Genomic DNA, 26,611 nt, shown 5'->3' on the forward strand with positions numbered 1-26,611 from the left:
CGTAAGGTCGGGGCATTGAAGGCGAAATGCTCAAACCAAGTGATGTTGTGATGAATCGACTGTTCCATGTGCCTATGTCTCCGTTTTGCCGCAAGGTGCGCCTGTGCATGGGCGAGAAGCGGCTGGAGGTGGAGCTGGTGGAGGAGCGGTATTGGGAGCAAGATCCCGATTTTCTGCGCCGCAACCCCGCCGCGAAGGTGCCGATCCTGAAGATGGACGGCAAAATGATGGCCGACAGCAATGCCATTTGTGAGTATCTGGAAGAGAAATATCCGGAGCCTGCGCTGATGCCGCGCGATGCGGATGGCCGGTATGAAGTGCGGCGGCTGGTGGCGTGGTTTGATGACAAATTCCACCACGAGGTGACGTCCAAGCTTTTGTATGAGCGGGTCAACAAGAAGCTGATGGGGGCCGGATATCCGGACAGCGGCAACGTGAAGGCAGGCGCCAAGGCGATCAAGTATCATCTGGATTACATGACCTGGCTGCTGGATCACCGGCGTTGGCTGGCTGGCGATGTGATGACGATGGCGGATTTTGCTGCTGCCGCGCACTTGTCGGCGTTGGACTATATTTCGGATGTGGACTGGAACCGGTCTCAGGTGGTCAAGGATTGGTACGCGACAATCAAATCGCGGCCCGCGTTCCGTGCCATTCTGGCGGATCAGGTGCCGGGATTTCCGCCGCCTGCACATTATGCCGATCTGGATTTTTGATCCTGTGACAGCGCAAGGGGGCTGTCTGCCCCCTCGGCCTGCGGCCGTACCCCCGAAGGTTTTTTGGGAACAAAAAAGCCGGGGTGCGCAATGAGTGACGACCTGAAAGCGCGATTGGTGGCGGAGGCGCAAGCCATCGGGTTTGATATGGCACAGGTGTGTCGGCCGGATGCGGTGCCGCAGGTTGCGGCGGGTTTGGCGGGGTTTCTGGCCAAGGACTATCACGGAACAATGGGATGGCTGGCGGATCGCACACATTGGCGGTCCGATCCGGCGGCGCTGTGGCCGGAGGCGCGGTCGGTGATCGTTCTGGGTGAGAGTTATACGCCCCAGCATGATCCGCTGGCTGTGCACCAGATGCCGGATCGTGGCGCGATTTCGGTTTATGCGCAAAACCGCGATTATCACGACACGGTCAAGAAGCGGCTCAAGCGGTTGGCGCGGTGGTTGATTGCCGAAACTGGGGACGCGACGCAGGTGAAGGTGTTTGTCGACACGGCGCCTGTGCCGGAGAAACCGCTGGGGCAGGCCTCGGGGCTGGGATGGCAGGGCAAACACACCAATCTTGTGAGTCGTGATCTGGGGTCCTGGTTCTTTATCGGGTCGGTGTTCACGACCGTGGAAATAGAGACTGATCCAGCGGAAATTGATCATTGTGGATCTTGCCGAGCTTGTCTGGATGCCTGTCCGACGGGGGCGTTTCCCTCGCCGCATCAGATTGATGCGCGGCGCTGTATCTCTTATCTGACAATCGAGCATCACGGGCCCGTCGCGGAAGAGCTGCGCGCCCTGATGGGCAACCGGATTTATGGCTGTGACGACTGTCTTGGGGTGTGTCCGTGGAACAAATTCGCCCAAGAAGCGCGGGAGGTGAAATATCACGCCCGCACAGAGTTGGTGGCACCCAAACTGGCAGACCTTGCGGCGTTCGATGATGCCGGGTTTCGAGCCCATTTTTCTGGGTCACCAATCAAACGGATCGGGCGCGACAGATTTGTCCGCAATGTGCTTTACGCCATCGGAAATTCGGGAGATTTTGCCTTGTTAGAGACTGCGTTAGGGCTGTGTGAAGACACCGATCCGGTTGTGGCAGATGCCGCCCGCTGGGCCGTGGCGAGGCTGCGGGATGAGTGAGCGGCCTGACCTGATTGGCTATCGCTATAGCGTTTACACGTGGATTGCGCGGCTTGCGTTGCGGGTGATCGAACAGCCATACAATTACCACGAGATCAATCCGTTTGAACCCATGACGGTTGCGGAAGCGGAGCTGCTGCCGTTTGGCCGCGTGCCGGTTTTACGCCATCAGGGTCAGACGGTATACGAGACAGGCGCGATCACTCGCTATCTGGCGCGTTGTTTTGATCGTGACGATCTGCTGGGGATAACGCCACAGGTCATGGCGCAGGTGGACCAGGTTATCGGGATCATCGACGCATATGGCTATTGGCCGATGGTGCGGCAGGTGTTTTCGCATGGGATGTTCCGGCCGCATCTTGGTCTGGAAGCAGACGCGGATGTAATCAGAGAGGGTCTTATGAACGCGCGACCGGTTTTGCAAAAATTAGAGTCTATTGCTGCGGAAAAGAGGGTTCTGAGCGGTATTGATTGGTCCCTTGCGGACGTGCATTTGGCGCCGGTTATGGACTATTTTCTGCGTGTGCCTGAGGCCCGGGATCTGCTGAAAACCTATCCGGCGCTTTGGGCGTGGTGGGAGGACATTTGGACAGCTGACGCCCTGCGGGAGACGGTGCCGGAATTTGGCGCAGGATCAGCCGGATAAGGATGTAAGAAGGGCTTTTCTCAAGCCCAGACGTATCAGAGACATGGACAAGAAAACCCGCCAGATCTGGCGGGCTATCTCGCTGTGATTTGATGTGGGCTTAGCGCCCTCTGTGACGACCACGCATGGCAATCAGGCGCAGACGCCAAACGTCCACACCCGCATAGCTGGCTTCGGTCGGGCAATCGCGGTCTCGCATTCTCTTTGCAACCTTCCAGACAGGGCCAATTTCCACGTGGAGTCCGGGCGCGCGAAACTCGTCGTTGTGGTCACTTCGCCGCCATCAGTTGTAAGCTTTGCCTCACCTACTTTGAGGGCGCCTGATAGCGGGAATCCCGATGATTCCAGGATCCCCTGAGATTGCAAGATACGCGCAGCGAGGCGTTGAACGTCTTTGTTATTCTTCAGCCCATACTCAACAATCTGATTGAGAATACTGTCGTTGTAAGCGGTCCACCATGTTGCGTCATTCTTGCGTGCCGGTGTCGCGGATTCCTTCAGGAATTTGTCCGGCAGACCTATCTCGGGTTTTTCAAATTCAGGCCCGATCGGCGCGCAACCAGAAAGCAATCCAAGCACAACCGCCCGCCGCGAAAGAAAGAGGGCGGAAGAATTTGACCTCATGCGTCTTTGGTCTCCGGTTCTGCTGCGGCTTTGGCTTCATGCGCCAGAGGTTCGTCCCAATCAACGTCTGAAACCTTCAATTCAACAGTGTCTGCCTCATAGTTCGGCGTCATGATTTGCACGTTGTTTTCATTGAACACGTCGGTGATGTTCTTGTGCAACTCGCTGAGCAGCAAAGGCAGGTAAGAGCCTCGGGTTGTAAAGGCATTGATCTGATAGTTCGCGGCGAAATCCAGCAGACCGGTGATTAAAACGAACGGGGCAGGTGATTTCTTGAGGCCGCTCGTACGTCGTGCTGCTTCGACCAGCATGGCCTCGATCTTTTTGCGTGGTTCCTCATAGCCGATGCCAACGGTTGTGTGTAAAACCAGCCCCTTGCCGTCGATCTTGCTGGAATAGTTGATCACTTCGGTTGAGAGCAGGGTTGCGTTCGGGATCGAGATCAGCTCGTTTTTGACGGACTTCAGATAGGTTTCCATCAGCCGGATCTGCATCACGTCGCCATAGTGGTCGCCCACGCGAATGCGGTCGCCCACGTTCATGGAGCGTTTGTAGAGCACAAACAGACCGGCCAATACGTTGGAAATCACCGAGTTTGAACCCAGCGACACCATGACCCCGACGAGAATTGTCAGGCCTTGAAAAGCCGCCGAATCCGAGCCCGGAATATAGGGGAAACAAATTACAGCGGCGGTCAGGATCAGACCGCCACGGATCAAGTTGTAGGTTGGCCAGATCCAGTGATCCTCAAAGGATTTGAGTTCCACCACCCCCTGATCAACGCTTTCGAAGAACAGATAGACGCCGCGGATCAGCCAGCGGGTGATTGCGATGATGATGGCGATTGTGATCAGGTTAGGCAGATACGCGACAAAGCCATTAAGCAGGCCGAGGATCGGATCCGTCACGTAGCGGATCAGCAGTTCGGCGACCGGACGCGTGTTGGGGAAAGATCGCAACACAAAGGATAGATAGTAGTAGAAGCCGGTGAACAGGGTGATGTCGACCAAGAGCCGGATCACAAATTTGGCAATGTCTGACACAGCCTGACTTTGGACGATGTCGCGTGTGGCTTCCTGAATGGCGAGGGTGCGTCGCTTGACGATCTGCGCCACAAGGCGGGGCGCCCGTTTGCGCAGCCACAGCAAAAGGACGCAATAAAAGGCAAAGGCAACCGACCAACCGAGTGCTGTGTAGGTGCTGTGAGAAAAGGCTTCGTCCGTGCGATTGGCGCGGTAGCGCAGGATGGCCTCCTTGATGGCGTCAGATTGCAATGAGGACAGAACCGGCAATTCCGTCTGTTCGAAGTCGGAGTCGGCCTGTGTTGTGACGCTAACCAAAACGCCATCGGCGAATATAGATCGGCCCAATTCATTGCGCTCAATGGTCATCACAACGGATGTGGTTTCGTTGGATCCTGCCACCTGAATGATACGCGCGACCACCAATGCAGCCCGCTCTTCGGCCGGTAGTGCTGTGGAACCACGCACGGCAAAGAGCACTTCGCCGTCCACTTCGACCGCCTGCACAAAGGTTTCGTCGTCAAGCGCGGGTTGGCCGGAGTCTTCAAGCGCTTCTTCCTGCGCCCAGACAGGGGCTGCGCAAAGAAGCAGAACCATCAGGAGTCGCAACATGTGTGAGACAATTGCCATTCCGGCGGCCCTCCCCGGTTCAAAAAAGGTTGTTGAAAATGCTTTTATGAGAACGCTAGACGCCACGTGGCGGTTCTCAAAGGGGTTTTTTGAAAAGGAAAAGCCGGGCACAAAAAAGCCCGCCGAAATTGGCGGGCTTTTTCGGGATAAATTGGGCTTATCTGTTGTGATGCCGGTTGCGCATCGCAATGAGGCGTAGGCGCAGGGCGTTGAGCTTGATAAAGCCCGCCGCGTCGCTTTGATCGTAGGCGCCTTCGTCATCTTCAAAGGTGACGTGCTCTTCGGAATAGAGCGATTCATCAGACCAGCGGCCGACGGTGCTCACCGAGCCTTTGTAGAGTTTCAGGCGCACGGTGCCGGAGACATGTTCCTGGCTGATGTCGATGGCCGCTTGCAGCATTTCGCGTTCCGGCGAGTACCAAAAGCCGTTGTAGATCAGCTCGGCATAGCGCGGCATGAGTTCATCTTTCAGGTGCATCGCGCCGCGGTCCATGGTGATGGATTCGATGCCGCGGTGGGCTTCTAGAAGAACGGTGCCGCCGGGGGTTTCGTAAACCCCGCGCGATTTCATGCCAACAAAGCGCCCCTCAACCAGGTCGAGACGGCCAACGCCGTGCGCGCCGCCAACTTCGTTGAGCTTGGTCAGGATCGTTGCAGGGCTCATGGCCTCGCCGTTGATGCTAACGGGGTCGCCTTTTTCAAAGCCGACCTCGATGAACTCGGGGGTGTCGGGCGCGTCTTCGGGGTGCACCGTGCGCTGATAGACGTAATCCGGTGCCTCGACAGCGGGATCTTCCAGCACTTTGCCCTCGGATGAGGTGTGCAGCAGGTTTGCGTCGACCGAAAACGGCGCTTCGCCACGCTTGTCTGTGGCGATCGGGATTTGGTTCTTCTCAGCGAAATCCAAGAGCTTGGTGCGCGAGGACAGATCCCATTCACGCCAAGGTGCGATCACCTTGATGTCGGGGTCCAGCGCGTAGGCCGCCAGTTCAAAGCGCACCTGATCGTTGCCCTTGCCGGTGGCGCCGTGCGACACGGCATCGGCGCCGGTTTCCTTGGCGATTTCAATCAGACGTTTGGAGATCAGCGGGCGCGCAATCGAGGTGCCCAGAAGATACAGACCTTCGTAGACCGCGTTGGCGCGGAACATCGGGAACACAAAGTCTCGGACGAACTCTTCTCGGACATCTTCGATGTAGATGTTCTCTGGCTTGATACCCAGCAGTTCAGCCTTTTGACGGGCTGGTTCAAGTTCTTCGCCTTGACCCAGGTCCGCGGTAAAGGTCACCACTTCACAGCCATATTCAGTTTGCAGCCACTTCAGGATGATCGAGGTATCCAGACCACCGGAATAGGCCAGCACAACTTTCTTCGGAGCCGACATGTTTATTTCCCTCTTCGTGTAACGCCAGCGCGATAACGGGTTTTGGCAGGCAGGGCAAGGTGACGGGTTAACCGGACTTGCTTTTGTTGCCCTGCATGGTGTTTTCTGCCGGAAAGAAAACGAGATTTGAGGGTGATATTATGCAAGGTTGGACTATTTTCGCGCATTCGGTGCGCTTGGTGGCGCGAAATTGGCGGGAGGCGCTGAAGATCTTCTTGGTGCCAAGCTTGATTGCTGCGGTCATCGTCGGGATCGCTCTGACGTCTAGCGGGTTCTCTTATTCGATGGTGACGAGCGAAAGCACGTCATCGGCTGAGTTCGCTTCCGGGACGACGATTGCTGCGATTTTACTCGGCTATCTTGCAGTCTTGATCATCGCCTTTTGGTGCGTTGTGACTTGGCATCGGTTTGTTCTTCTTGAGGAATACCCCCAAAGCTGGATTCCTCCCTTTCGGTTTGATCGTATCCTGTCCTACTTCGGGCATGGTTTGCTGCTGGGTTTGGTTGCAATTGCATTGATGATCCCGATTGCAGCGATCATCGCGTTGATGGCGAGCATGGGTCTTGAAGGATTGGCCGTAGTCATCGCCATTCCGGTGTATATTTTCGTTATCGTCGTTATGTATCGCCTTGTCCCCATTTTGCCAGCTGCCGCGATTGGCAAACCGCTGAAACTTAGAGAAAGCTTTGACGCAACAAAGGGTGCGGCGGGCGCGATCCTGTTGCTTCTGGTCATCAGCTTTATTGTTAATTTTCTGGCACAGTTCGTTGCTGGCCTGATTGGCAGTTTGGTGCCAGCAATCGGAGTGGTGGCGCTGTTCCTTGCGAGCCTATTCTTGTCGATGGTCAATATCTCCGTCCTGACCACCTTTTATGGCCTGTACATCGAAGGTCGTCCCATCGACTGACCCTTGCCACCGACACGCACTTCGGTATGTGATCGGGCATGTCTGATTTTAAATCCAGTGCCCGGTCCGCCGTTGCCGCCATGCGCGAGGTGTTTCCCGCGACGCCGCTGCAACTGAATGCCCATCTGTCGCAGCGCTTTGGGGCGGATGTCTGGCTTAAACGCGAGGATTTGACGCCGGTGCGGTCCTACAAATTGCGCGGCGCGTTTAACGCGATGCGCAAGAAGCGGGCCGAAGCGCCGGATCAGCGTATTTTTGTTTGCGCAAGTGCGGGCAATCACGCGCAGGGCGTGGCATTTATGTGCCAGCATTTTGATGTGCAGGGTGTGATCTTTATGCCGGTGACAACGCCGCAGCAAAAGATTTTCAAGACGCAGGTTTTTGGCGGTGACAACGTCGAAATCCGCCTTGTTGGGGACTATTTCGACGACACGCTGGCCGCCGCCAAAGTTTATTGCACAGAAGCCGGTGCGGTTTTTTTGTCACCGTTTGACGACGAGGAGGTGATCGAAGGGCAGGCGGCTGTGGCTGTCGAAGTCGAGGATCAATTGGGCCGTGTGCCGGATCACATCATTCTGCCAGTGGGTGGCGGCGGGCTGAGTTCCGGTGTGCGTAGTTATTTTGGTGAGGCCACGCGATACACGTTTGTGGAACCGTCCGGTGCCGCCAGCCTTGCCGCCGCCGTTGAGGCGGGACATCCGGTCACGCTCAATCAGATTGACGGGTTTGTGGATGGCGCCGCTGTGGCGCGCATTGGCGATCTGACCTTTGCGCGGTTGGCGGACGTTTCAGGCGACGATGTGATTGCCGCCTCGGAAGACCGCATTTGCGCCACGATGATGGAGATGCTGAACGTCGAAGGCATCGTGTTGGAACCAGCCGGCGCCTTGGCCGTTGACGCGCTTGGCGATGTGGCTGATCAGATCCGTGGCAAGACCGTGGTCTGCGTTGTTTCGGGCGGGAATTTTGATTTTGAGCGGCTGCCCGAGGTGAAAGAGCGGGCGCAACGGTTTTCCGGCGTGAAGAAGTATTTCATACTGCGTATGCCGCAGAGACCGGGCGCGTTGCGGGATTTTCTTGAAACTTTGGGGCCTGAAGACGATATCGCGCGCTTTGAGTACCTTAAGAAATCTGCGCGCAATTTCGGGTCGGTGCTGATCGGAATTGAAACGGCGCACGCCGAAAATTTCGAAGCGCTGTTTGAGCGCATCGAACAGGCCGGAATGACGTTTACCGACATCACCAACGATGAAACGCTGGGTGAGTTTGTGCTTTAGGCTGCGGCCAGCTTTTGCTCAAACGCCACTTTGCTGTCGGCAAAGGCATTGAGGATCGCTGAAAGATCGACCGTTGCTGCCTTGCCGGCGGCAGAGGCAGCTTCGCCCGCTTGGCACAGTTGAGAAAATGTCTCAAACCCGAGATTAAGTGCACTGCCTTTCAGGAAGTGCAAATCCGCCTCAAGTGTTGACAGCTCGGGCGCTGCGCGCAGGCGCGCGATGGCTTCTTCCACCTCATCGAGGAAAAGCTCGACAACTTCGTCAAAATCTTCAACTCCGATTTCGTCTCGCAGCTCTTGCACCCGGTCCCAATCGATCATGGGTCACTCCTTTTGTCTTTGGTTTGGAGTATCTCAGAAAAGTGTTAACAAAAGCTGGTCGATAAAATTTTTACTAAACATTGCTTTTTGTTGACGCTCCATTAAGTGAATGGACCCTAGAGTTTGTTAAGATTCCCAAGAATCTGAAGGATTAGCCGAACGTGTTGAACACCAAAATGCAAACTGCAGAATTTGCGCCTAATACCGGTGTGATTCGTCGCGTTCTTGTCGTGGACGATAGCCGGGTCCAGCGTCGCATTCTGAGTGTTTCGCTTAAACGCGAAGGATATGAGGTGATCGAGGCCGCTTCAGGCCAGGATGCGCTTGAGATTTGTCGCGAAGATTTGCCTGACCTAATCTTGTCGGATTGGATGATGCCGGGGATGTCCGGTCTGGAATTTTGTCGTGAGCTGCGTGCCCTGCCGCAGGACGCTTATTGCTATTTCATCCTTCTGACCTCCAAAAGTGAAAAAGGTGAGGTTGCGCAGGGGTTTGATGCAGGTGCGGACGATTTTCTGACCAAGCCGGTCAATGGCTATGAGTTGCGCGCGCGGATCAGTGCGGGTGAGCGAATTTTGCGGATGCAACACGAACTGACCAACAAGAACCGCGTGATCGGCGACACATTGGATGAGCTGCAGCGCCTGTATGATTCGTTGGATGCAGACCTTTTGGCCGCAAAGAAACTGCAGCAATCGTTGGTGCCGGATCGGTTTCGTGATTTTGGTCCGGCTGCCGTGTCGCTGCTTTTGCAATCTTCGGGTCATGTCGGTGGCGATCTTGTGGGGTACTATCGCATTTCCGATACGCGCGTCGGGTTGTATTCCATCGACGTCTCCGGCCACGGTATCAGCTCTGCGTTGATCACTGCGCGGTTGGCGGGGTATTTGTCATCCTCGTCTCCTGAGCAGAACGTCGCGATGCAGGTTTATCCGGATGGGTCACATGAACATCTGGAACCAAAAGAAGTTGTGGCGCGCCTGAACGAGATCATTCTCGACGAGATGGAGACCGAGCATTATTTCACCATGCTGCTGGCGGACGTCGACCTTGAGACTGGCAAAATTGTTATGGCGCAAGCCGGACACCCGCATCCGCTTATTCAGCGCGCCGATGGCACCATTGAGCAGGACGGGCCCGGTGGTTTGCCGGTTGGCCTGATCCCGGGCGCGGAGTTTTCGCAGTTTGAATTGGCACTGCACCCAGGTGATCGACTGTTTATGATGTCGGATGGCGTGACCGAATGCCCCGACACTGCAAACGGCATGCTGGGCGAAGACGGTTTTGAAAAGATGGTGCAGGGCCTCAAAGGTCACGCGCTTGACGAAACCCTGCAGGCGATCGTCTGGCAGTTGGATTCGTTTAAGGGCGGTCAGGGATTTCCGGATGACATCTCTGGCATCCTATTTGAATATCGCGGCGCCTAAGTCAGAAATGTTCTGACAAAATGCCGGTCACCGGAATTGGCCAGTGCTTTTGTGGCGACCTCAATCGGCATCCAGACCGCCGTGTGATCTGCTTCGGGTGGTGGTCCCAAACGTCGCGCTGGGCGAGCGGCGTAGATGGTGCAAAGCTTCTCGGCCCATTTGTCGTACTCCGGCATATATGTGAACCGGCGAAACGCCCCTAAACGACGCGGCGCACCCATGGAATATCCAGTTTCCTCATAGACTTCGCGATGAAGCGCCGACACCGGCGATTCGCCTGCATCGATTCCGCCGCCGGGCAGTTGAAACTCGTCATGCGGCGCGCCTTGGTAGGTCACCAGCATGTCCGACCCACGCAACAAGATTGCATAGGCGCCGGGTCGCAGCACATACCGTCGACCGACCTCTGGCGGTTTGCCAAAACGTGGTATCATTGGTGAAACCCCTTTTTGTGGCCCTTGCTGGCCCTATATAGTCGCGGTATGGCAAGCGAAGGCCGATAAGGAAACCCCATGAAACCCGCAAACACTATCGCCTGGGACGACACAGTTCTGCCGTTCCAATTGGACAAATCTGACATTCGCGGCCGCGTGGCGCGTCTTGACGGCGTGCTGTCGGGCGTTCTGAAGCAGCATGCGTATCCGGAAACGGTTGAGGCGTTGGTGGCCGAAATGGCCCTGCTGACCGCGTTGATCGGGCAGACCATCAGCTTGCGTTGGAAGCTGTCGCTTCAGGTGCAGACCAATGGTCCTGTGCGCATGATTGCCACGGATTATTTTGCTCCCACCGCTGAAGGTGAGCCAGCGCGCATCCGCGCTTATGCCAGCTTTGATGAGGAGCGTCTGACCGATGGCGCGCCGTTTGATCAGCTTGGCAAAGGCTATTTTGCGGTGCTGATCGACCAAGGCGAAGGCACCAAACCCTACCAGGGCATCTCTGCTCTGACGGGTGGTTCGCTGCAGGCCTCGGCGGAGGCGTATTTCGCGCAGTCCGAACAGCTGGCGACGCGGTTCTCTCTCAAGTTCGGCAAGTCGATTGAACCCGGTGTGGGTGAACATTGGCGCGCCGGCGGCGTCATGCTGCAACACATGCCTAAAGCCAGCCCGCATGTTTCGGGCGAAGGCGGCAGCGGCGAAGAAGGTCTGTTGTTGGCTGAAGATGTGTTGAACGAAGATGAGGCCGAGAACTGGAACCGTGCCAACATTTTGTTGGATACGGTTGAAGAGCTGGAAATGATCGGCCCCTCGGTGCCGCCGACCGACCTGTTGGTGCGTCTGTTCCACGAAGAGCAGCCGCGTGTTTACGATGCACAGGCTGTGAAGTTTGGCTGTACCTGTTCCGAGGAGCGTGTACGTCAATCGCTGTCGATCTATTCGGCGAAGGACATCAAAACGATGACCACAGACGATGGCCGCGTGACCGCCGACTGCCAGTTCTGCGGCACACATTATGTCCTTGATCCGACCACGGTCGGGTTTGAGGCCAAGACATCTGATGGAGACGCCGCGGGTGTCTGACCCCACAGTCTCCCTGAGGGCTGCGCTGTCCCTAGATAGCGCAGCCTCTTCCGATTTTGATCTTAATCCGGACGTTGTTTTGCCCAAGGGTCGCAAGCTGCGCCCCGCAGGCGTGCTGGTGCCGATTGAGATGCGCGGCGACGTTCCGCATGTGATCCTGACCAAGCGCGCCAGCCACCTAAAGCATCACCCCGGCCAGATCGCTTTTCCCGGCGGTAAGCAGGATGAAAGTGATGCGGATGTGATTGCCGCGGCCCTGCGTGAAGCACACGAAGAGATCGGCCTGCCGACCGGCCATGTGGATGTGATTGGCACTTTGCCCACACATGAAACCGTGACCAGTTTTACCATCACACCTGTTTTGGGCCTCGTTAGAGACGCATTTGACGTGAAACCCGAACCTGGCGAGGTCGAAGAAGTGTTCCGTGTGCCACTTGCACACGTGACGGACCCGCAGCGCTTTTCAGTGCAATCGCGCCGCTGGCAGGGACATCGCCGTCACTACTTTACCGTTCCCTTCGGCCCCTATTACATATGGGGGGCAACAGCGCGCATCCTGCGGGGGCTGGCGGAACGAATGGACAGGATATGAAAGTCACCGGCGACTGGTTGACCGATCCAGCCACGCAAAAAGTCTGTGCGGCCTTGACCGATGCGGGGTTTGACGCGCTGTTTGTCGGTGGTTGTGTGCGCAATGCGCTGCTGGATGCGCCGGTGAATGACATCGACATATCCACCAACGCGTTGCCGGAACAAGTTATGGACCTGGCCAAGGCGGCCGGTCTGAACGCGGTTCCGACAGGCATCGAGCACGGCACAATCACAGTTGTGTCGCACCATATTCCACATGAAATCACCACCTTTCGCCGGGACGTGGAAACCGATGGTCGCCGCGCGGTGGTGGCGTTTTCCGACAGCGCCGAAGATGATGCCCGTCGTCGGGATTTCACAATGAACGCGCTTTATGCGGCGCCTGATGGCACGGTTGTTGATCCGCTGGGCGGGATGGTGGACCTGAAGGCGCGTCGGTTGCGGTTTATTGATGATGCTCAAGACCGCATTCGCGAAGATTACCTCCGCATCCTGCGGTATTTCCGGTTTCACGCAATCTATGGCGACCCCAATGCAGGTATGGATTCGGATGCGTTGGCGGCGATTGCCGCAAACATTGATGGGCTTGCAGCCTTGTCGCGCGAACGGGTTGGGACCGAGATCAAGAAACTGCTTGCCGCGCCCGATCCGGCGCCGGCGGTGGCCGCGATGCGGTCTACCGGCGTGCTGACAGCGACCTTGCACGGCACCGATGACAAAGCGCTCGCGCCGCTTGTGCATCTTGAAGGGGTTTTTGGCATCGCGCCTGAACCAATCCGTCGTCTCACCAGTCTGGGTGGCGTTGGACTTACCGAAGCCCTGCGGCTGTCCAAACGCGATTCGCGCATGTTGGCGGATCTGCGGGACGGGGTGGAGAACACGATGGGCCCTGCCGAATTGGGATATCGGTTGGGCATGGACGCCGGCCTGTCGGTGATGCTCTTGCGGTCCGCGATGATGGAGCTGCCGATGGATCCGACCGCGCCAGTCGAGGTCAAACGCGGTGCTGTGGCGGAGTTTCCGATCCGGCCCGCCGATCTGATGCCCGATCATTCCGGCCCCGCGCTGGGCGCGGCACTCAAGGCGTTGGAGCAGCGTTGGGTCGACAGCGGTCTGACGATGGGGAAAGCGGATTTGTTGGCCACTTTGGACGGCTGAGGCAGACCTATGTCGACACGTGCCTTATCAGGCGGCGTTTCTTGCGGTTTCAAAGGTATGGGAACTGTCACCGCGCATTCACGGCCGCACCGATTGACAGCGTGCGGACCATGCGGCAATCTGGCCGAACCTGAAATGAAGGAGGGTGCAAGATGTATCGCGGAATCTGGTTGTCATAAGCACAAGCTGACCGCATTCGCGTGGCCGGCGGCTGCGCTTTCACATTTTGTCCTGTCTTTCTTTGGGTTTCCCCATGTTTAAATTTTTCGAAAACCTCGTCGACCCGTATTGCGACTACGTCGAATCCGACCAGCCGCCCACTGATCTATGGCCCTTCATGAAGGGCTATTCCGAGCCTTTCAAACGGGTGTTTTTGCTGGCTGCGATCATGTCTGTGGTGGTTGCCGCCGTCGAAATCGGTCTTATCGGCTATATGGGCCGCATCGTTGATCTGTTGGTTGGCGATCCGGCGCAGGTCTGGTCCAACAACAAGGTCGAATTCAGTCTGGTCATCGCGTTTGTGCTGTTGATTCGGCCGCTTCTGCAGGGGCTGGACGTGCTTTTGTTGAACAACGCCATGTTGCCGAACTTTGGCACGTTGATCCGCTGGCGGGCGCATAAACATGTTTTGCGTCAATCGGTTGGCTGGTTCGAAAACGACTTTGCCGGTCGCATTGCCAACCGCATAATGCAGACGCCGCCCGCGGCCGGCGAGGCGATGTTTCAGGTTTTTGACGCGATCACGTTTTCCATCGCTTACGTGGTTGGCGCGACGATTTTGCTGATGGATGCCGATCCACGTTTGGTTCTTCCGATGCTGATTTGGTTGGTGCTTTATGGTGTGCTGGTGCGGTGGACGGTTGTGCGCGTTGGCCCGGCCTCGCAAAAAGCATCGGATGCCCGCTCACAAGTGACGGGCCGCGTGGTGGATGCCTATACCAACATCCATTCGGTGAAGCTTTTTGCGCACAATCAGCGGGAGCTCGAATACGCCAAAGATGCCATCGAATATTCGCGCGAAACCTTTCAGGCAGAGATGCGGATTTTCACCATCATGGATGTGGTTTTGGTGTTCCTGAACGGCCTGTTGATTGTGAGCGTCGTTGGCTGGGCAATCTGGCTTTGGATGCAGGGGCAGGCCAGCGTGGGTGTTGTTGCTGCGGCGACGGCATTGACTTTGCGGCTCAACGCGATGACCGGGTGGATCATGTGGGCGCTGACCTCGTTCTTTCGGCAACTTGGTGTGGTGGCCGAAGGTATGGAAACCATCGCGCAGCCGATTGATCTGGTGGATGACGCGTCAGCAAAACCTTTGCAACTGTCTGATGGTAAAGTGGAAATCGACGCGCTGTCGCACCATTATGGGCGCGGGTCCGGTGGGTTGGATGCGATTTCATTGACCATTAACCCGGGTGAAAAGATCGGCCTGATCGGGCGCAGCGGCGCGGGAAAATCGACCCTCGTGAAGCTGTTGCTTCGGTTTTACGATGTCGAATCCGGTCGGATTTTGATCGACGATCAGGACATCGCCAAAGTCACGCAAAACAGTTTGCGCGACGAGATCGGCATGGTGCAACAGGACAGTTCGTTGCTGCACCGGTCCGTGCGGGATAATCTGTTGTATGGCCGCCCAGATGCCTCTGAGGACATGATGATTGCCGCGGCGAAGAAGGCCGAAGCGCATGAGTTTATTCTTGATCTTGTCGATCCACAGGGGCGGGCGGGGTATGACGCACACGTGGGCGAGCGCGGGGTGAAACTGTCCGGTGGTCAGCGTCAACGGATCACGCTGGCACGGGTGATTTTGAAGGATGCGCCGATACTGCTGCTGGATGAGGCAACCAGTGCGCTCGACAGCGAGGTTGAGGCCGCGATTCAACGCACGCTTTACGGCATGATGGCGGGCAAAACCGTGATCGCGATTGCGCACCGACTTTCGACAATCGCGGAAATGGACCGGATTCTGGTTCTGGACGCTGGCAAGATTGTTGAACAGGGCAGTCACGCGGATCTGTTGGCCAAGGGCGGGCTGTATGCCGGATTCTGGGCGCGGCAGTCTGGCGGGTTCCTCAACGCGGATGAAACCCCCGAGTAAATTGACCCATGCGCGTCCGCCCTGTAGGGGACGCGCATGAGCCAGATTACCATTCAGCGACTGGGCTTGCACGGCGACGGGATCGCCGACGGGCCGATTTATGCACCTTTGACCCTACCGGGTGAGGAGGTCAGCGGCACCATCGATGGCGACCACCTGCACGATGTGCGGATTGTGACGCCCTCGGGGGATCGGGTGAAGGCGCCGTGTCGGCACTTCAAGGCGTGTGGCGGATGCCTGTTGCAGCACGCGTCCGACAGTTTCCTGCAGAGCTGGAAGGTGGACGTTGTGCGAACCGCGCTGGCGGCGCAGGGGCTTGAGGCCGAGATGCGGCCTATCATCACGACACCTGCCGCCACGCGCCGACGCGCGGTGTTTTCGGCGCGGCGCACCAAGAAGGGCGCAACAGTTGGCTTTCATGCGCGCGCGTCGGGCGTGATCACGGAAATACCGGATTGTCAGTTGCTGGACCCCGCTTTGTTGCCTGCAATGAAGATCGTCGGGGAGTTCGCCCGAATCGGTGGGTCTCGCAAAGGTGAAATCAGCGCTACGGTGACGGTGTCTGCTGGCGGATTAGACGTGTCGATCAAAGGGGGAAAACCTTTGGACGGTCCGTTTTTGTCGCAACTTGCACAGGAAACCGAGCGGCATAAATTGGCGCGCCTGACGTGGGACGGCGAGGTCGTTGCCACGCGCGTGACGCCATATCAAACGTTTGGTGCTGCGAAGGTTGTGCCACCTCCCGGCGCCTTTTTGCAGGCCACCCCGCAGGGCGAATCGGCGCTTTTGGCGGCGGTTCAAGACGCGATTACCCAAGGCAACAAGGGGATCGACCTGTTTGCCGGATGCGGCACGTTCACCTTGCCGATGGCGCAGCGCGCGCAGATGCATGGCGTTGAGGGACAGCGCGACATGTTGGATGCGTTGGACGCAGGCTGGCGCATGGCAGACGGGCTAAAGCACGTCACCACTGAGGCGCGCGATCTGTTCCGCAATCCGATTATCGCCGAGGATTTGCAGTTTGATTTTGCGGTTATCGATCCACCGCGCGCCGGCGCAGACGCGCAAGTTGCGGAACTGGCGGCGTCTGATGTGTCCGAAATCGCGTTTGTCAGCTGTAACCCCGTGACGTTTGCGCGTGATGCAGCGCAGCTTGTACAGGCGGGATATAGATTGGATTGGGTGCAGGTTGTGGATCAGTTCCGTTGGTCCAGCCACATCGAAGTGGCCGCACGGTTTAGTCGCAATTGAAGATAGTAACGGCGACGTGACGGGTTTTTGCTACTTTCTTCTGGTATGAAATCGAGGCAAACAGGCAAAAACAATAATCCACTGAGGCCACGTCGATGCGTTATATTTTTATGAGTCTACTTCTTGTCGTGTCCTTTGGCATGGCGGGATGTGCGTCCAAGTTCAAAACCTACAATGGTCCGGAAGTGACGCGAATCGTGGTCTTTAAGGAAGACCGGCGCATGCATTTGATGCACCACGATAAGGTGCTGAAGTCTTATGATGTCGACCTTGGCTTTGCTCCGGACGGTCACAAGCAATTCGAAGGCGACGGGCGTACGCCGGAAGGGCAATACTGGATCGACCGACGCAATCCAAACAGCCAGTTCTACCTGTCGGTTGGTATCAACTATCCAAACAACGCCGATCGTGCCTATGCCCGGGCACAAGGAAAATCACCGGGCGGGGATATCTTTATTCACGGCCAGCCGGAGGTGTTTCGCAACAAGCGAGCGGATTGGACGGCGGGCTGTATTTCGGTAACCAACAAAGAGATGCGCGACATTTATGCGATGGTTCAGAAAAACACGCAGGTGTCGATCTACCCCTGATCAGCCATCAAAATTGGCGATATCTGTGGTGGCGAAAGTGGGTTGGCCCATGACGAGAGTCCACCAGATCTTGCCGTTTTGCTCTTGAAACCAAGCAAATCCCATGTCGCGTGCGTTTGGATCAAGCAGGACAGACTTTGTGTCGCTTTGTTCCATCCACGCTGCGAGAGTTTCCATTTCGGTCTCATAGGTTTCGGAGATGGTTTCACCGGTCAGTTCGCCTGCGTATCCCACGCGAGCAACCCGGTCGAGCGGCGAGGAGCCGTCGGAGCCAAAGTGCCAAGGGCGATTTTGCAATGCCATGTCGCGGGCGTGTGTGGCGGCAGCTGCGTTTAGCTGCGCGTTGTATTCTACCGGGACCGCGCCAGAGGCCTGGCGCAGCGCATTGATGCTGTCGAGAACGCGGAATTGGATCTTGTTGGTTGCTCCGGACGAAATTTTATATTGTTTCGCACCGGAGTATCCGCCTGTGGTGCCACAAGCGGCCAGACCCAGAGTCAGGACGAGAAGAAGTGAGATTAACCGCATGTGGACCCCGTTTGTGGTGGTTTTGCATTTTGCAATGATCTACCTGCAAGGAGTTGACATGAAAACCCACATCGGCGTGACTCGGCCCGTCTGACGATTGATTGATTTGCGACTGAGGCTTTCGGGCAATAATGTAACGCAGAATATTTAGGAATGTCTGGGAGAGCACCATGACACGAAGAAACAGGACTGAGTTGGGGCGGCGCGCCTTTTTGGCAGCGGGTACCGCGTTTGCAGCTGGCGCCCCGGCGATCGCGCAAACTGAAGACAGCACAACCGAAGTTGAACGTGATATCAACGAGGCAGTGGTGCGTAATATCTCCAGCTTCCGCTCTCTGGACTGGCGACCTTATTTTGACTCGCTGAGAAATGGCGCGGTGCTGGTCGATATCACCAGCCGGGCGTTGCACTACTGGTCCGAAGATGAGGCCGTTTATAAGCTTTATCCGACATCGGTACCGTTGACCGAGGATCTGACGCGCAAAGGCCGCACCAAAGTGGTGCGTAAGGTGGAGGGCCCGAGCTGGCGCCCGACCCCGTCGATGCTTAAACGCAACCCCGAGTGGCCGCCTTTTGTGGGCCCGGGTCCGGATAACCCTTTGGGAACGCACGCTCTTTATCTTAGCTGGACCTATTACCGTATCCACGGCACGCACGACACGCGCAAGATTGGTCGTCGGTCGTCAAACGGCTGCATTGGGTTGTACAACGAACACATTTCCGAGCTGTTTGCGTTGACCAATGTGGGCACGCAAGTGTTGCTAATTTGACGACATTTTGCAGATAGGCAGTCAGTATGGCTAAACTAATGTTTGCAAAGACTAGTTTTTGCTGTTTAGACAATGACACGAAATTTAGTCTTGGGTGCTTGTCATCGCCCTCAAATCATTTTGATGGCAAGCGAATTCTGGAGGATACTATGAAGAAACTCGTTCTCGCTGCCGCACTGACAGCCGCTGCTTCGACTGCATTTGCAGGTTCCATGGCCGATCCGGTTGTAGAAGCTCCAATCATTGAAGAAGCCGCTTCCAGCTCTAATGCTGCAATCTGGGTTCCGCTGATTCTGTTGGCCGTTATCGTGGCCGCAGCAGCAAACTAATTCACGTTTCAAAACGTGTTCGGAAAAGGCGAAGCTTTGGCTTCGCCTTTTTCTTTTGGGTGCGGGTTTAGTCCGCGACCCAGCCGCCCAAATTCTGGTCGATGATGTCGCACAGGGCATCAACGTGCGGCGCGTCTGAGTTCAGGCAGGGGATGTACAAAAACTCCTCACCACCAGCTTCTTCAAAGCTCTCTTTGATCTCCTCGTTGATTTCTTCCAGCGTTTCGATGCAATCCGCCGAAAACGCGGGCGCCACAACAGCGATGCTTTTCTTGCCTTCTTCCTTGGCCAGTCGCGCGACTTCTTCCACCGTATAGGGCTGCAGCCAGTCCTCTGGGCCGAATTGCGACTGGAAAGTCGTGCGCAGCTCGGTTTTCTCCCAGCCCAGACGTTCCTGCAGCAGGCGCGTGGTTTTCTGACATTGGCAGTGATACGGGTCGCCCTCCATCAGATACCGCTTGGGCATGCCGTGATAAGACACAACAAGCAGCTCCGGGCGCGTCTCTTGTGAGGCGTAGGCGTTTTCGATCGAGGTCGCGAGCGCGTCGATATAGGATGGGTGGTCAAAATAAGCTGACACGGTGCGGGCGGCAGGTTGCCACTTTTCCTGCATCAGGGCGCGGAAAAACTGGTCGTTTGCGGTGGCGGTCGTGGCGCCGGCGTATTGCGGATAGAGCGGGAAAAACAGAATGCGTTCACAGCCAGCGGCCACCATTGCCCGTACTTTGGACATCGTGGACGGGTTGCCGTAGCGCATGCAGAATTCCACCATGACCTGATCACCGTGGCGGTTTTGCAATTGGGCAGCAATGGCTGCGGTTTGGTCTTTGGTAATCACCATCAGGGGGCTTTCGCCCTTTTGCTTGTCCCAAATCGATTCGTAGGCTGCACCGCTGGAAAACGGGCGTTTGGTCAGAATGATCAGCTGCAGGATCGGCTGCCATTTCCACCACGGGTAATCGATGACGCGTTTGTCCGAGAGAAACTCGTTCAAATAGCGCCGCATGGGCCAGTAGGTGTAATCATCCGGCGTGCCGAGGTTGGCCAGAAGGATACCGGTTTTGCCTTGCGGAATGGCCGGGTGGTCGGCTGGGGCGTGGGCTGGGCTGGCGATGTCTTTCATCACAATTGGTCCAATGTCGTTGCGCCGTTATTTCGGCAATTTGATTTCGGATGCGCCAAGCGCATCTGCAAGGCGGGTCGACGCGGACCCGGGGCGGAGCGGTTGCGGCTGGCTGTCGTCGGGGGACCAACCGGTCATGAAGATCATGTCAAACGTGGCCGGGATTCGACCGTTGTCCATGAAGGTCTCTACGTAGAGGTTTGCGGCGCGGATCAACACATCCCGGCGCGTTGGTCGGCGCAACCGCTGTTCGAGCGCATTGGTTTCACCCATCGCGCGCAAATCTTTCATCAAGGCCCACGGGCTTTCATAAGTCACCTTGAGGGGCACCGAGTCAGCCACCGGCAGGGCAAGCCCCGCGCGCTGCAGCAAAGCGCCCATATCGCGGATTTCACCCATCGGAACCACGCGAGGTGACAAGCCACCGGTTATTTCACTTTCCGCCTGCGCCAAGGTGGCGCGCAATTCATGCAGGGTTTGTCCGCCAAAGGTCACTGCCAGAAACAATCCGTCCGCACAGAGCGCGCGGCGGCATTGGATAATTTGGCCGACAGGGTCATCGGCCCAATGCAGGCCAAGGGCGTGGATCACTAGATCATGGGCGCCTTCTTGCAAGTCGAGCAGGTCTGCGTCGGGAACAATAACGGCGTTGGGCACAACTTTGCGCCAGACATCCGGGTAGCCGGTCACAATGGCGGGTCGCGTAAACCCCCTGTTAACCAAGGTTAGGCGATCCTGAACTTCCTCAATCGCGGCATCGTGCAGAAACATGCCTTTGGCATGGTCCGCTCGGGCACGGTTGCGCATCAGGGCCTTGCGATCGGTGAGTTTCGGTTGGGTCTGCATGAGGCGGACAATATGACGAAGATTGGCAAGTTTCAAACAGCGTTACAGTGGGTTTTCCCGCCGCGTTGCGTAGCCTGTGGCGGGTTGGTGGAAAGCGACTTTGGTCTGTGCGGGTTCTGCTGGGCGCAGACGCCATTTTTGGGAGGCCCGCAGTGTGATTTTTGCGGTGTTCCGGTGCTGGCGGAAAACTATGATGACACTCTGATCTGTGATGACTGCCAATTGTATGAGCGACCGTGGCACGCCGGCAGCGCGGCGTTGGTCTATGAGGGTGTGGCGCGCAAACTGGTCTTGGCGTTGAAACATGGAGACCGTCAGGACATCGCGCGGCCGGCGGCGCGGTGGATGGCTGCGGCGGCCAAGCCGTTATTGGGAGGAGATGCGCTTGTGGTGCCTGTGCCGCTGCATTGGAGTCGCCTTCTGAAGCGGCGTTACAATCAGGCCGCGTTGTTGGGGCAGCATATGGCGCGGTATCTGGATATTCCGTTTTGTCCTGACGCGCTGGTGCGCCCTAAAGGTGGCGGCAGCACCGAAGGATTGAGCACACAAGAGCGGTTCGAAAAACTCGATGGCGCGTTTGAGCCACACCGAAAACGGGGCGCGCGGATGGCGGGGCGACACGTGATCTTGGTGGATGACGTGATGACCAGCGGCGCCACATTGACCAGCGCGGCACAAGCCTGTTTGCGGGCCGATGCCAAAGAAGTGTGTGTCGTAACACTGGCGCGCGTTGCAAAGGACGCCTAAATGCCTGACAAATGTTGAAACACCAAGGATCGCGCCATGTCTGCCGTTGAAATCTACACCAGCCCGCTTTGCGGGTTTTGCCACGCCGCCAAACGCCTGTTGAACCAGAAAGGTGTGGAGTATTCCGAGGTGGACGTGCTTGCCAATCCGGATCGCAAACCGGAGATGATCCAGCGCGCCAACGGCGGTCGCACTGTGCCGCAGATTTTTGTTGGCGAAACCCATGTCGGTGGTTGTGACGACCTTTATGCGTTGGAGCGCGCGGGCAAACTCGACGCACTTTTGAGCGCCTGATCCTGATGCGGGTCGCGCTTCTTCAGATCACATCGTCAGATCAGCCATCAGACAATCTGGCAATGGTCGAGGACATGATCCGCAGCGCGGCCGCCAACGGGGCGGGCTGTGTGTTCACGCCCGAAGTGACGAACTGCGTCTCCATGAGCCGCCGTCACCAGTTGGAGGTGCTGCGGGCTGAGGACGAAGACAGGATGCTGGCACGGGTGCGCGACATCTGTGCAGAGCTTGGTGTCTGGGTATCCCTTGGAAGTTTGGCGTTAAAAACCGATGATGCGGACGGGCGGTTTGCCAACCGGTCTTTTGTAATTGATGGCACAGGCAGAATTGTTGCGCGCTATGACAAGATCCACATGTTTGATGTGGAGGTTACACCGGAAGAAACCTATCGCGAATCCGATGGATATCGTCCGGGCACGCACGCCAGCACGGTCGAAAGCCCGTGTGGCCATTTGGGGCTGAGCATTTGCTATGACCTGAGATTTCCGCATCTCTATCGGGCGCTGGCCAAGGCGGGTGCGCAGGTTCTGACGATTCCGGCGGCGTTTTCGCCAGTCACGGGTGCGGCGCATTGGGACGTGTTGCTGCGCGCACGGGCAATCGAATCAGGGTGTTTCGCGGTTGCTGCGGCGCAAACTGGTCAGCATCCGGCTTCTTCGGGCAGGTCGCGCCGCACTTTTGGGCATTCGATGGTGGTTGCGCCCTGGGGAGAGGTTTTGGCCGATGCCGGGACGGAACCGGGGATCACATATGTTGATCTTGACCTGTCGATGGTGGACAAAGCCCGCAGACAAGTGCCCGCGTTGGGCCATGATCGAGAATTCGACGGACCTTGATGAACGAGAAAAGCGGCCTAGCCATCACTTTGTTTGGTGAGATCCTCATGGTGGATCAACTCGCCCGTACGCGCCTGACCAAGGCGCTGCCAAAAGGGATGGAGCTGTCGCATTTTTCGGTGCTCAACCATCTGGATCGCACCAACAGTGAACGCAGCCCGGCGCAGTTGGCCAAAACGTTTCACGTTACACGCGGGGCAATGACCAATACGTTGCACAAGCTTGAGCTTGCGGGGCATGTGCATATCCGTCCCGATTGGGACGATGCGCGGCGCAAGATGGTGGCAATCAGCCCCGCAGGCCGACAGGCGCGGGATGCCGCACTTGCCGGAATGGAGCCGCTGATTCGCGATATTGTCGAAGACCTTGGCGATGCGCGTGTGCGCGCTGCCCTGCCGATCCTGCGGGAGCTGCGGTTGCGTCTTGAGGACGAAACCTAACGCTATTCCACTGGTTTGGTGCTGGCGGTGACGTAGTTCACACTTAGGTCACGGGCGGAAATCGACCAGCTCCAGGCCACCGGATTGAACACGAATCCCTTGCGGTCCACCGGTGTCAGGCCGGCTTTTTCCATCAGAGCAAACAGTTCGTCCGGCGTGATGAACTTGTGCCACTCGTGCGTGCCTTTGGGCAGCCAACGCATCACAAATTCCGCGCCGACGATTGCCACCGCAAAGCTTTTGGGATTGCGGTTGATCGTTGAACACAAGTGCAAGCCACCCGGTTTGAGCAGTTGACGACACGCGGTCAGAAAGCTCAGCGGATCGGCCACATGTTCAACCACTTCCATGTTCAGCACGATGTCGAACTGTTCGCCTGCTGCGGCCATGTCTTCGGCAGCGGTGTGGCGATAGTCGATGGTCAGACCGGATTGTTCGGCGTGCAGCTGTGCCACGGGGATGTTGCCGCCCGCCGCATCCGCGCCAACAACCTCGGCCCCTAGCCGCGCCATGGGTTCGGACAAAAGGCCGCCGCCGCAGCCGATATCGAGCAGCCGCAGACCGGCAAAGGGCTTGTTGGCTGACAAGTCACGATTGAACTCTGCCGCGATCTGGGACGTAATGTAGTCTAGGCGACAGGGATTAAGCATGTGGAGAGGCTTGAATTTGCCTTTTGGATCCCACCATTCGGCTGCCATAGCTTCGAATTTGGCAACTTCAGCAGGGTCGACGGTGGTCTGAGAGGCTTGCATTTCATTCTCTCCGTGGGTCATGTGGGCTGTCTCTAAAGTTAAGGAACGACATGGACAAAAACTCGGGCCAAAAGCGCGCAGTGCAGTACCTTTACCCTCCGGTCGAGCCCTTTGACCAGAGCATGCTGGACGTGGGCGATGGGCATCAGGTTTATGTTGAGCAATCCGGCAATCCCGACGGGTTGCCAGTGGTTGTGGTGCACGGCGGTCCGGGCGGCGGGTGCAGTCCGGCGATGCGGCGGTATTTTGATCCGAAAGTGTATCGTGTCATCCTGTTTGATCAGCGGGGCTGTGGTCGGTCGCGACCTCATGCCAGTATTGAGGCCAACACCACGTGGCATCTGGTTGCGGATATGGAACTTATTCGTACTACGTTGGGCATCAGCGATTGGATCGTCTTTGGCGGCAGCTGGGGCGCGACGCTGTCGCTGCTTTACGCGCAGACCCATCCTGAACGGGCGGTGTGTTTGGTGCTGCGGGGTGTGTTCCTGATGATGCAGCGCGAACTGGATTGGTTTTACGGCGGCGGCGCGGGTCATTTCTGGCCGGAACCGTGGGAACGGTTCACCTCAATTGTGCCTGAGGAGGAACATGGGGATTTCATTGAGGCCTATTACCATCGATTGTTCTGTGGCGACCGCGCGACCGAGGTGAAATACGCGCGCGCCTGGGCTTCGTGGGAGAATACGCTGGCGTCAGTTTATTCCACCGGCGTGGGGGGCGAGGCGCCTGCCGAGTACGCACGGGCGTTCTCGCGATTGGAGAATCACTATTTCCGCAACAAGGGTTTCCTAGAGTTTGACGGACAAATTCTGGGGCATATGGACCGAATTCGTGACATTCCCGGATTCATCGTGCAGGGGCGGTATGACATGATTTGCCCGCCGAAATCGGCGCACGACCTAGCGAAAAGTTGGGGTGAGATGGCGGATCTGCGGATGGTACGCAATGCAGGGCATGCTTTGTCCGAGCCGGGAATCAGCGCGGAATTGGTGCGGATCATGGATCAGTTGGCCCGAGCGTGAGGCGGCGTGGTATGATGGGTCTGGACATCTGGTCTTTCACATCGTCTGATCGCTGTCCGGAGTTGGAGAAATAACCATGTCACGGATCAGTAGGCGGAGCCTTTTGACCAGCGGTGCCGCAGCGGGTGTGCTTGCGGCCAGCGGTCTTGCCCTTGCGGCTGTTCCGAAAACCGGTGGCACGTTGCGGGCGGTGCTGCCCGGTGCATCAATCGATGACACGTGGGACGCGCGCACCCATTCCGAGCTTTTCATGATGGCGGCCGCGCATGGCGCGGTGTTTGATTGTCTGACCGAGATCGGTCCTGACGGTGCGCTGCGTGGAGAATTGGCGCAAAGCTGGGACGCGAGCCCTGATGCGCGGGTTTGGACGTTTGATCTGCGACGCGATGTGACCTTTCACAATGGCAAAGCGTTTGGTGCAGATGATGTGCTTGAGACATTTGCTTTGCACGGGGCAACAAGCGGGTCACCGGCGGCGCCTTTGCTGGCGGGTGTCCGTGATATTCGCAAGCTCACCGACCATCAGGTGCAGTTTGAATTGACCGCCCCAAACGCAGATTTCCCTTATCTTCTATCGGACTACCATTTGGTGATCTATCCGGCGGGATATGTCGAACTGGCGATGATCGGCGGGATTGGCACGGGGTTGTATCGGGTCGCGAGCTTTGAGCCCGGTGTGGTTTTTCGCGCAACACGCGTTGACGGGCACTACAAGGATGGCAAAGCGGGCTTTTTTGACAGTTTGGAGTTTCACGCGGCTTCGTCGAGTGAAGGCCTTAGGTTGCTGCAAGACGGCACGACGGATGCTGTGGGCCAAATCAGCGCATCAGATGCGGCACAGTTGGCCGATTGGCACGGGGTTCGCCTGCAGAAAGCCACAGGCAATGCGCACGTGGCTTTGTCCGTCAATATAGGCGGCGATAATGGTTTGAACCTGCGTCGGGCGTTGCAACATGGCGTTAATCGCCGCGCGTTGCTGGATGACGTGTTGCTCGGGCACGGCGACATCGGGCGAGACACGCCGGTGGGACCGGCAAACCAGTATTTCGCAGCCAAACTGGATGCACCTGTGTTTGATCCGGATCTGGCGCGGCATTATTTGAAGGCATCCGGTGTGGATCGGCTGGATTTGGCGTTGAGCCAACACCTTCCGACGCCGGTTTCGGAGCTTGGCACGGCGATTTCCAGCCAAATTGGCGTGCTTGGCCTGCCAGTGAAGCTGGGCAAAGGGTCGGCTGGCCTGCACTCCAGCGCCGGGCGGGCCACTGAGGATTGGGCGTTGTCGACTTATCTGACGGCTGGCGCGCCATGGAATACGTCAAACTGGACGCATCCGATGTTTGAAGATCTGTTGCTTTCGGCGCGGGCAGAGCTGGATTCGGCCAGGCGACGGGCGGTCTATGAGGACATCCAACGCCTACTGCAAACCGAAGGCGCATTGACGGTGCCAGTGTTTGTCGACCACCTTCAGGCAGTGAGTGATCGCATTGCCACACCGTCGGCAATTGGCCGCCATTGGGCGATGGACAACGCGCGATTTGCGGAGCGGTGGTGGCGCGCCTGAGCCGGCACAACAATTGGCCCTTGCAGACTCAGGTCATCGGACGTATATCGCTCTCAACAGCGGCGCG

Annotated in this window: 29 protein-coding genes; 20 read left to right on the forward strand and 9 right to left on the reverse strand. The window is 57.3% G+C overall.

Translation table 11 applies throughout. The features are described 5' to 3' along the window. Positions 1 to 50: 50 nt before the first annotated feature. From fzlA to SHIM_RS01570, 3 genes are all read left to right on the forward strand, one after another. Complete coding sequence (gene fzlA / locus SHIM_RS01560) at positions 51 to 716, forward strand: FtsZ-binding protein FzlA (RefSeq protein ID WP_054000941.1); 666 nt, start codon at positions 51 to 53, stop codon at positions 714 to 716. Between the two features lie 90 nt (positions 717 to 806). Next, complete coding sequence (queG, locus tag SHIM_RS01565) at positions 807 to 1,850, forward strand: tRNA epoxyqueuosine(34) reductase QueG (protein ID WP_054000876.1); 1,044 nt, start codon at positions 807 to 809, stop codon at positions 1,848 to 1,850. Continuing rightward, entirely contained in the window at positions 1,843 to 2,496 is a 654-nt protein-coding gene (locus SHIM_RS01570) for a glutathione S-transferase family protein (RefSeq protein ID WP_054000877.1), read from the forward strand. Before queG ends, SHIM_RS01570 begins: the two co-directional genes overlap by 8 nt. Before the next feature lie 132 nt (positions 2,497 to 2,628). Here SHIM_RS01570 and SHIM_RS01575 read toward each other — a convergent pair whose 3' ends face one another. The 3 genes from SHIM_RS01575 to SHIM_RS01585 all read right to left on the reverse strand — a co-directional run bounded on the left by SHIM_RS01575 (position 2,629) and on the right by SHIM_RS01585 (position 6,156). After that, positions 2,629 to 3,075: a hypothetical protein gene (locus SHIM_RS01575; RefSeq protein ID WP_054000878.1), complete on the reverse strand. Its 447-nt coding sequence runs from the start codon at positions 3,073 to 3,075 to the stop codon at positions 2,629 to 2,631. Positions 3,076 to 3,116: 41 nt separating this feature from the next. Then, a complete protein-coding gene (locus tag SHIM_RS01580; RefSeq protein WP_082358233.1) occupies positions 3,117 to 4,754 on the reverse strand; it encodes a mechanosensitive ion channel family protein in 1,638 nt (545 codons plus the stop codon). Between the two features lie 175 nt (positions 4,755 to 4,929). Beyond that, positions 4,930 to 6,156: an argininosuccinate synthase gene (locus SHIM_RS01585; RefSeq protein ID WP_054000880.1), complete on the reverse strand. Its 1,227-nt coding sequence runs from the start codon at positions 6,154 to 6,156 to the stop codon at positions 4,930 to 4,932. A gap of 140 nt (positions 6,157 to 6,296) precedes the next feature. Here SHIM_RS01585 and SHIM_RS01590 point away from each other — a divergent pair, with 140 nt between their 5' ends. Together SHIM_RS01590 and ilvA are read left to right on the forward strand one after the other, a co-directional pair. Further along, positions 6,297 to 7,064 carry a hypothetical protein gene (locus tag SHIM_RS01590; protein WP_152926381.1) on the forward strand — a complete coding sequence of 256 codons (768 nt, stop codon included), beginning with the start codon at positions 6,297 to 6,299 and terminating at the stop codon, positions 7,062 to 7,064. Positions 7,065 to 7,102: 38 nt separating this feature from the next. Then, positions 7,103 to 8,341: a threonine ammonia-lyase IlvA gene (gene ilvA / locus SHIM_RS01595; protein WP_054000882.1), complete on the forward strand. Its 1,239-nt coding sequence runs from the start codon at positions 7,103 to 7,105 to the stop codon at positions 8,339 to 8,341. Here ilvA and SHIM_RS01600 read toward each other — a convergent pair. After that, positions 8,338 to 8,661, reverse strand: a complete 324-nt coding sequence (locus tag SHIM_RS01600) for an Hpt domain-containing protein (RefSeq protein ID WP_054000883.1) — start codon at positions 8,659 to 8,661, stop codon at positions 8,338 to 8,340. The genes ilvA and SHIM_RS01600 overlap by 4 nt on opposite strands. 176 nt (positions 8,662 to 8,837) lie before the next feature. Here SHIM_RS01600 and SHIM_RS01605 point away from each other — a divergent pair, with 176 nt between their 5' ends. Beyond that, positions 8,838 to 10,088 carry a PP2C family protein-serine/threonine phosphatase gene (locus SHIM_RS01605; RefSeq protein ID WP_054000942.1) on the forward strand — a complete coding sequence of 417 codons (1,251 nt, stop codon included), beginning with the start codon at positions 8,838 to 8,840 and terminating at the stop codon, positions 10,086 to 10,088. On the opposite strand, the gene SHIM_RS01610 is transcribed toward SHIM_RS01605, so the two are convergent. After that, on the reverse strand, positions 10,085 to 10,522 hold the full coding sequence (locus SHIM_RS01610; RefSeq protein WP_054000884.1) for an NUDIX hydrolase: 438 nt from the start codon (positions 10,520 to 10,522) through the stop codon (positions 10,085 to 10,087). The genes SHIM_RS01605 and SHIM_RS01610 overlap by 4 nt on opposite strands. A gap of 78 nt (positions 10,523 to 10,600) precedes the next feature. On the opposite strand from SHIM_RS01610, the gene hslO reads away from it, so the two are divergent. From hslO to SHIM_RS01640, 6 genes are all read left to right on the forward strand, one after another. Then, the gene (gene hslO, locus SHIM_RS01615) at positions 10,601 to 11,605 is read left to right on the forward strand and encodes an Hsp33 family molecular chaperone HslO (protein WP_054000885.1); all 1,005 of its coding nucleotides are present in this window, start codon (positions 10,601 to 10,603) and stop codon (positions 11,603 to 11,605) included. After that, positions 11,598 to 12,197 (forward strand): CoA pyrophosphatase, encoded by a 600-nt coding sequence (locus SHIM_RS01620; protein WP_241488765.1) that lies wholly within the window; start codon positions 11,598 to 11,600, stop codon positions 12,195 to 12,197. Before hslO ends, SHIM_RS01620 begins: the two co-directional genes overlap by 8 nt. Then, positions 12,194 to 13,354 (forward strand): CCA tRNA nucleotidyltransferase, encoded by a 1,161-nt coding sequence (locus tag SHIM_RS01625; RefSeq protein WP_054000887.1) that lies wholly within the window; start codon positions 12,194 to 12,196, stop codon positions 13,352 to 13,354. The genes SHIM_RS01620 and SHIM_RS01625 overlap by 4 nt, the downstream gene beginning before the upstream one ends. A gap of 253 nt (positions 13,355 to 13,607) precedes the next feature. After that, positions 13,608 to 15,449: an ABC transporter ATP-binding protein gene (locus tag SHIM_RS01630; RefSeq protein ID WP_054000888.1), complete on the forward strand. Its 1,842-nt coding sequence runs from the start codon at positions 13,608 to 13,610 to the stop codon at positions 15,447 to 15,449. A gap of 36 nt (positions 15,450 to 15,485) precedes the next feature. Further along, complete coding sequence (locus SHIM_RS01635; RefSeq protein WP_054000889.1) at positions 15,486 to 16,700, forward strand: class I SAM-dependent RNA methyltransferase; 1,215 nt, start codon at positions 15,486 to 15,488, stop codon at positions 16,698 to 16,700. Positions 16,701 to 16,810: 110 nt separating this feature from the next. After that, on the forward strand, positions 16,811 to 17,290 hold the full coding sequence (locus SHIM_RS01640; protein ID WP_241488766.1) for a L,D-transpeptidase family protein: 480 nt from the start codon (positions 16,811 to 16,813) through the stop codon (positions 17,288 to 17,290). Here SHIM_RS01640 and SHIM_RS01645 read toward each other — a convergent pair whose 3' ends face one another. Beyond that, positions 17,291 to 17,818: a CAP domain-containing protein gene (locus SHIM_RS01645; RefSeq protein ID WP_054000891.1), complete on the reverse strand. Its 528-nt coding sequence runs from the start codon at positions 17,816 to 17,818 to the stop codon at positions 17,291 to 17,293. A 170-nt stretch (positions 17,819 to 17,988) separates the two neighbouring features. Between SHIM_RS01645 and SHIM_RS01650 the strand changes: the two genes are divergently transcribed. Further along, positions 17,989 to 18,588: a L,D-transpeptidase gene (locus SHIM_RS01650; protein WP_054000892.1), complete on the forward strand. Its 600-nt coding sequence runs from the start codon at positions 17,989 to 17,991 to the stop codon at positions 18,586 to 18,588. Between the two features lie 149 nt (positions 18,589 to 18,737). Beyond that, on the forward strand, positions 18,738 to 18,917 hold the full coding sequence (locus tag SHIM_RS01655; RefSeq protein WP_054000893.1) for a hypothetical protein: 180 nt from the start codon (positions 18,738 to 18,740) through the stop codon (positions 18,915 to 18,917). Between the two features lie 67 nt (positions 18,918 to 18,984). Here the strand turns inward: SHIM_RS01655 and hemH are convergent, their stop codons facing one another. Both hemH and SHIM_RS01665 read right to left on the reverse strand, forming a co-directional pair. Beyond that, positions 18,985 to 20,040, reverse strand: a complete 1,056-nt coding sequence (gene hemH, locus SHIM_RS01660) for a ferrochelatase (RefSeq protein ID WP_054000894.1) — start codon at positions 20,038 to 20,040, stop codon at positions 18,985 to 18,987. Between the two features lie 27 nt (positions 20,041 to 20,067). Then, positions 20,068 to 20,886, reverse strand: a complete 819-nt coding sequence (locus SHIM_RS01665; protein WP_054000895.1) for a hypothetical protein — start codon at positions 20,884 to 20,886, stop codon at positions 20,068 to 20,070. A gap of 12 nt (positions 20,887 to 20,898) precedes the next feature. On the opposite strand from SHIM_RS01665, the gene SHIM_RS01670 reads away from it, so the two are divergent. The 4 genes from SHIM_RS01670 to SHIM_RS01685 are packed head-to-tail and all read left to right on the forward strand — an operon-like array spanning position 20,899 to position 23,203. Next, the gene (locus tag SHIM_RS01670) at positions 20,899 to 21,633 is read left to right on the forward strand and encodes a ComF family protein (RefSeq protein WP_054000896.1); all 735 of its coding nucleotides are present in this window, start codon (positions 20,899 to 20,901) and stop codon (positions 21,631 to 21,633) included. A gap of 36 nt (positions 21,634 to 21,669) precedes the next feature. Continuing rightward, complete coding sequence (gene grxC, locus SHIM_RS01675; RefSeq protein WP_054000897.1) at positions 21,670 to 21,927, forward strand: glutaredoxin 3; 258 nt, start codon at positions 21,670 to 21,672, stop codon at positions 21,925 to 21,927. A gap of 5 nt (positions 21,928 to 21,932) precedes the next feature. After that, a complete protein-coding gene (locus tag SHIM_RS01680) occupies positions 21,933 to 22,763 on the forward strand; it encodes a carbon-nitrogen hydrolase family protein (RefSeq protein ID WP_054000898.1) in 831 nt (276 codons plus the stop codon). Continuing rightward, positions 22,763 to 23,203 (forward strand): MarR family winged helix-turn-helix transcriptional regulator, encoded by a 441-nt coding sequence (locus tag SHIM_RS01685; RefSeq protein ID WP_054000899.1) that lies wholly within the window; start codon positions 22,763 to 22,765, stop codon positions 23,201 to 23,203. Before SHIM_RS01680 ends, SHIM_RS01685 begins: the two co-directional genes overlap by 1 nt. A 2-nt stretch (positions 23,204 to 23,205) precedes the next feature. On the opposite strand, the gene ubiG is transcribed toward SHIM_RS01685, so the two are convergent. Beyond that, positions 23,206 to 23,955 carry a bifunctional 2-polyprenyl-6-hydroxyphenol methylase/3-demethylubiquinol 3-O-methyltransferase UbiG gene (ubiG, locus tag SHIM_RS01690; protein ID WP_054000943.1) on the reverse strand — a complete coding sequence of 250 codons (750 nt, stop codon included), beginning with the start codon at positions 23,953 to 23,955 and terminating at the stop codon, positions 23,206 to 23,208. A 50-nt stretch (positions 23,956 to 24,005) separates the two neighbouring features. Between ubiG and pip the strand changes: the two genes are divergently transcribed. Together pip and SHIM_RS01700 are read left to right on the forward strand one after the other, a co-directional pair. Further along, on the forward strand, positions 24,006 to 24,980 hold the full coding sequence (gene pip / locus SHIM_RS01695; RefSeq protein WP_054000900.1) for a prolyl aminopeptidase: 975 nt from the start codon (positions 24,006 to 24,008) through the stop codon (positions 24,978 to 24,980). A gap of 76 nt (positions 24,981 to 25,056) precedes the next feature. Next, complete coding sequence (locus SHIM_RS01700) at positions 25,057 to 26,544, forward strand: ABC transporter substrate-binding protein (RefSeq protein WP_054000901.1); 1,488 nt, start codon at positions 25,057 to 25,059, stop codon at positions 26,542 to 26,544. Positions 26,545 to 26,611: the final 67 nt, after the last annotated feature.

It is taken from the genome of Shimia sp. SK013 (assembly GCF_001292625.1).
Taxonomy (GTDB): domain Bacteria; phylum Pseudomonadota; class Alphaproteobacteria; order Rhodobacterales; family Rhodobacteraceae; genus Shimia.

Excerpts from the sequence above, each read along its gene's own strand:
- fzlA (WP_054000941.1), top strand. The coding sequence starts at position 51 with ATGAATCGACTGTTCCATGTGCCTATGTCTCCGTTTTGCCGCAAGGTG.
- queG (WP_054000876.1), top strand. The coding sequence starts at position 807 with ATGAGTGACGACCTGAAAGCGCGATTGGTGGCGGAGGCGCAAGCCATC.
- SHIM_RS01570 (WP_054000877.1), top strand. The coding sequence starts at position 1,843 with ATGAGTGAGCGGCCTGACCTGATTGGCTATCGCTATAGCGTTTACACG.
- SHIM_RS01580 (WP_082358233.1), bottom strand. The coding sequence starts at position 4,754 with ATGTTGCGACTCCTGATGGTTCTGCTTCTTTGCGCAGCCCCTGTCTGG.
- SHIM_RS01585 (WP_054000880.1), bottom strand. The coding sequence starts at position 6,156 with ATGTCGGCTCCGAAGAAAGTTGTGCTGGCCTATTCCGGTGGTCTGGAT.
- SHIM_RS01590 (WP_152926381.1), top strand. The coding sequence starts at position 6,297 with ATGCAAGGTTGGACTATTTTCGCGCATTCGGTGCGCTTGGTGGCGCGA.
- ilvA (WP_054000882.1), top strand. The coding sequence starts at position 7,103 with ATGTCTGATTTTAAATCCAGTGCCCGGTCCGCCGTTGCCGCCATGCGC.
- SHIM_RS01600 (WP_054000883.1), bottom strand. The coding sequence starts at position 8,661 with ATGATCGATTGGGACCGGGTGCAAGAGCTGCGAGACGAAATCGGAGTT.
- SHIM_RS01605 (WP_054000942.1), top strand. The coding sequence starts at position 8,838 with ATGCAAACTGCAGAATTTGCGCCTAATACCGGTGTGATTCGTCGCGTT.
- SHIM_RS01610 (WP_054000884.1), bottom strand. The coding sequence starts at position 10,522 with ATGATACCACGTTTTGGCAAACCGCCAGAGGTCGGTCGACGGTATGTG.
- hslO (WP_054000885.1), top strand. The coding sequence starts at position 10,601 with ATGAAACCCGCAAACACTATCGCCTGGGACGACACAGTTCTGCCGTTC.
- SHIM_RS01625 (WP_054000887.1), top strand. The coding sequence starts at position 12,194 with ATGAAAGTCACCGGCGACTGGTTGACCGATCCAGCCACGCAAAAAGTC.
- SHIM_RS01630 (WP_054000888.1), top strand. The coding sequence starts at position 13,608 with ATGTTTAAATTTTTCGAAAACCTCGTCGACCCGTATTGCGACTACGTC.
- SHIM_RS01635 (WP_054000889.1), top strand. The coding sequence starts at position 15,486 with ATGAGCCAGATTACCATTCAGCGACTGGGCTTGCACGGCGACGGGATC.
- SHIM_RS01640 (WP_241488766.1), top strand. The coding sequence starts at position 16,811 with ATGAGTCTACTTCTTGTCGTGTCCTTTGGCATGGCGGGATGTGCGTCC.
- SHIM_RS01645 (WP_054000891.1), bottom strand. The coding sequence starts at position 17,818 with ATGCGGTTAATCTCACTTCTTCTCGTCCTGACTCTGGGTCTGGCCGCT.
- SHIM_RS01650 (WP_054000892.1), top strand. The coding sequence starts at position 17,989 with ATGACACGAAGAAACAGGACTGAGTTGGGGCGGCGCGCCTTTTTGGCA.
- SHIM_RS01655 (WP_054000893.1), top strand. The coding sequence starts at position 18,738 with ATGAAGAAACTCGTTCTCGCTGCCGCACTGACAGCCGCTGCTTCGACT.
- hemH (WP_054000894.1), bottom strand. The coding sequence starts at position 20,040 with ATGAAAGACATCGCCAGCCCAGCCCACGCCCCAGCCGACCACCCGGCC.
- SHIM_RS01665 (WP_054000895.1), bottom strand. The coding sequence starts at position 20,886 with ATGCAGACCCAACCGAAACTCACCGATCGCAAGGCCCTGATGCGCAAC.
- SHIM_RS01670 (WP_054000896.1), top strand. The coding sequence starts at position 20,899 with ATGACGAAGATTGGCAAGTTTCAAACAGCGTTACAGTGGGTTTTCCCG.
- grxC (WP_054000897.1), top strand. The coding sequence starts at position 21,670 with ATGTCTGCCGTTGAAATCTACACCAGCCCGCTTTGCGGGTTTTGCCAC.
- SHIM_RS01680 (WP_054000898.1), top strand. The coding sequence starts at position 21,933 with ATGCGGGTCGCGCTTCTTCAGATCACATCGTCAGATCAGCCATCAGAC.
- SHIM_RS01685 (WP_054000899.1), top strand. The coding sequence starts at position 22,763 with ATGAACGAGAAAAGCGGCCTAGCCATCACTTTGTTTGGTGAGATCCTC.
- ubiG (WP_054000943.1), bottom strand. The coding sequence starts at position 23,955 with ATGCAAGCCTCTCAGACCACCGTCGACCCTGCTGAAGTTGCCAAATTC.
- pip (WP_054000900.1), top strand. The coding sequence starts at position 24,006 with ATGGACAAAAACTCGGGCCAAAAGCGCGCAGTGCAGTACCTTTACCCT.
- SHIM_RS01700 (WP_054000901.1), top strand. The coding sequence starts at position 25,057 with ATGTCACGGATCAGTAGGCGGAGCCTTTTGACCAGCGGTGCCGCAGCG.